At 40.8% G+C, this 2,061-nt stretch carries 3 protein-coding genes and 1 pseudogene; 3 read left to right on the top strand and 1 reads right to left on the bottom strand.

What is annotated here, in order from left to right; genetic code table 11:
* Both F6K20_RS35850 and F6K20_RS35845 read left to right on the top strand, forming a co-directional pair.
* Positions 1–553, top strand: a pseudogene (locus tag F6K20_RS35850) (hypothetical protein); the annotation flags it as partial.
* A 283-nt stretch (positions 554–836) separates the two neighbouring features.
* Positions 837–992, top strand: coding sequence for a hypothetical protein (locus F6K20_RS35845; RefSeq protein WP_008178482.1), 156 nt, complete (start codon positions 837–839; stop codon positions 990–992).
* On the opposite strand, the gene F6K20_RS35840 is transcribed toward F6K20_RS35845, so the two are convergent.
* Positions 955–1,086, bottom strand: coding sequence for a hypothetical protein (locus tag F6K20_RS35840; RefSeq protein ID WP_267871970.1), 132 nt, complete (start codon positions 1,084–1,086; stop codon positions 955–957). The two genes, F6K20_RS35845 and F6K20_RS35840, sit on opposite strands and share 38 nt — an antisense overlap.
* A 188-nt stretch (positions 1,087–1,274) precedes the next feature.
* On the opposite strand from F6K20_RS35840, the gene F6K20_RS35835 reads away from it, so the two are divergent.
* Positions 1,275–1,847 carry a helix-turn-helix transcriptional regulator gene (locus F6K20_RS35835; RefSeq protein WP_008178483.1) on the top strand — a complete coding sequence of 191 codons (573 nt, stop codon included), beginning with the start codon at positions 1,275–1,277 and terminating at the stop codon, positions 1,845–1,847.
* Positions 1,848–2,061: the final 214 nt, after the last annotated feature.

The raw sequence follows: 2,061 nt of genomic DNA, 5'->3' as shown, positions 1-2,061 counted from the left end.
TTCCATTATTGACTTTTCTATTCCTCCTAGACAAGTTTACAAATCTATTACAGCTAAGGAACTTCTCAATTTTCCTGTGCCTAATCCAGAACTCCAACACCATGTGATGCAGCAAGTTGTTATCATTACCCATGGTGACTACAATGACACCGAAGATGACTTTTACTTTCCGTCAGTTGCTGGCTATTGGTGCCATTACTATCAACCTGTTGAACAGGATCTAAAGCAGTGCCTCGAAGTATTAACTAGAGGAGAAGTATTTGCTTATATGGTTCACCATATAATCCGGCAGCATCGGGTAGTTTTTATTCCTGATCATTGGGTTATTTTTCTAGGGGCATTCCTAGGAAAATGGACTACTATTATCCTGGTCAAAAAAACATTACTACAGCGACATGAACAGGTATTAACCTTGGGAAGTATAACAGGAATATACGGATTATTTGTATTGCAGGTTTATATCTCAGCATTAGTATTGATTCCGTGGTTTTTACCGTCAATACTAGTTTGGTTTTACTATAGTTTCGCTATCCAAAAATATTATTTAAGGTAGGAGTGATTTTGAATAAGATATATTCCATGACTAAGCTAAGATCAAAACTTACGAATACTAATACCCAAGTGCCAATGACTCAAACAGAAAAACATCCACGAAAAAGACAAAAAAGACCATGGTGGAAGAAGCCCTTAGATAATTCCATTTTTCAAAACATCGTTAACTCGACAGGGAATGAATTCGAACAGGAAGATAGCTTGACATTAAAGTTATTCATGATTTTAATTATCCTTATTAGTTTTTTTATACTCCCTTTTCTAACTCAGTTTCTAGATTTTCAATGAATAACACTAGTGCTGAGGTAAGCATTCAGCATTCAGCTATCAGCTATCAGCTATCAGCTATCAGCTATCAGCTATCAACTATCAGCTATCAGCTATCAGCTATCAGCTTATGGGTTAGGTCCGATGCGTCGAAGCCTGCCCCACAAGGCTGACCACTGACCGCTGACCACTGACCGCTGACCACTGACCGCTGACCACTGACCGCTGACCGCTGACTGCTGTTGGCGTAGCCTGCGCGTAGCGCATATGCTTACAACTCAACACTGACGCCCTCAAATGAACAAGTGATACCAGAACTGGATAGCTAACTGCATAAGCTCAAAGCCGCTACACCTATGGATTGTAGTAGGAACCTGTAGTAGGGACTTGTAGTAGGTACCTGTAGTAGGTACCTGCTCTGTTGCAGATTCGTAACGTTCACATAGGTCTAGAGGATGAATACTCAGGTAAGACAGTTTAACGGTGTTCTCTTACAAGGGGTAGTAGAAGGATTAATGGATGGTGTCTTGATTCTGAACGCTCAGGGAGAGTTAGTTCATAGCAATTGCTATGGTCGCTTTATTTGTGCTCAACTGGCAGTGGATAGGTCAAAATCTAACGTTGTTCCCAAAGAAATCAGGCGTGTTTGCCAAGCTGTGCTCGACAGCTGTGAGTTATATCCAAATCAGTCAATAATTATCGAGTCTGAAATTATTACTGAACCCTCAACATCTTTTCGGATTCGAGCCGTTAAGCTCACCTTAGACTCCTTTGAAAATCCCTGCATTTTAGTAACACTAGAAAATCACGATCAATATGCTGGGAGTTTTGCGATCGCAGAGGTGAATAAATATGACTTGACTCCTCGTGAGGCCGAAGTTTGGTTACTGCGTCGTGCTGATTACAGCTATCAGGAGATTGCTGATGAATTGCTCATTACTCTCAACACGGTTAAGAAGCACTTGAAAAATATTTATGCTAAAATTAAATTTTACCAATTTAAACAGCAATTTTTAGAAGCTAATTAAATTATTTAGTTATAGCAGCCTAGGGAGTCGGGAGTCGGGAGCGGTGCGACCCCGCACTTTTTTAAAGCTAAGCGTGAACGCGCATTCCCTGGGAGTCGGGGTCATAAAAATGTCTTTAACTATACCCAATTATCGAAAACTACTTCTTCGCTCTCCCCACACTAGCCACACTAACCCATCTCCCAACACTCTCTTCCCTGTTCCCTATTCCCTA

This window comes from Moorena sp. SIO2C4 (genome assembly GCF_010672485.1).
Classification (GTDB): domain Bacteria; phylum Cyanobacteriota; class Cyanobacteriia; order Cyanobacteriales; family Coleofasciculaceae; genus Moorena; species Moorena producens.
The sequence above is the reverse complement of the archived record's forward strand: the minus strand, read 5'-3'. Positions and strand labels throughout refer to the sequence as shown.

Coding starts and splice junctions, on each gene's coding strand:
- F6K20_RS35845 (WP_008178482.1), top strand. CDS start 837: ATGAATAACACTAGTGCTGAGGTAAGCATTCAGCATTCAGCTATCAGC.
- F6K20_RS35840 (WP_267871970.1), bottom strand. CDS start 1,086: ATGCGCTACGCGCAGGCTACGCCAACAGCAGTCAGCGGTCAGCGGTCA.
- F6K20_RS35835 (WP_008178483.1), top strand. CDS start 1,275: ATGAATACTCAGGTAAGACAGTTTAACGGTGTTCTCTTACAAGGGGTA.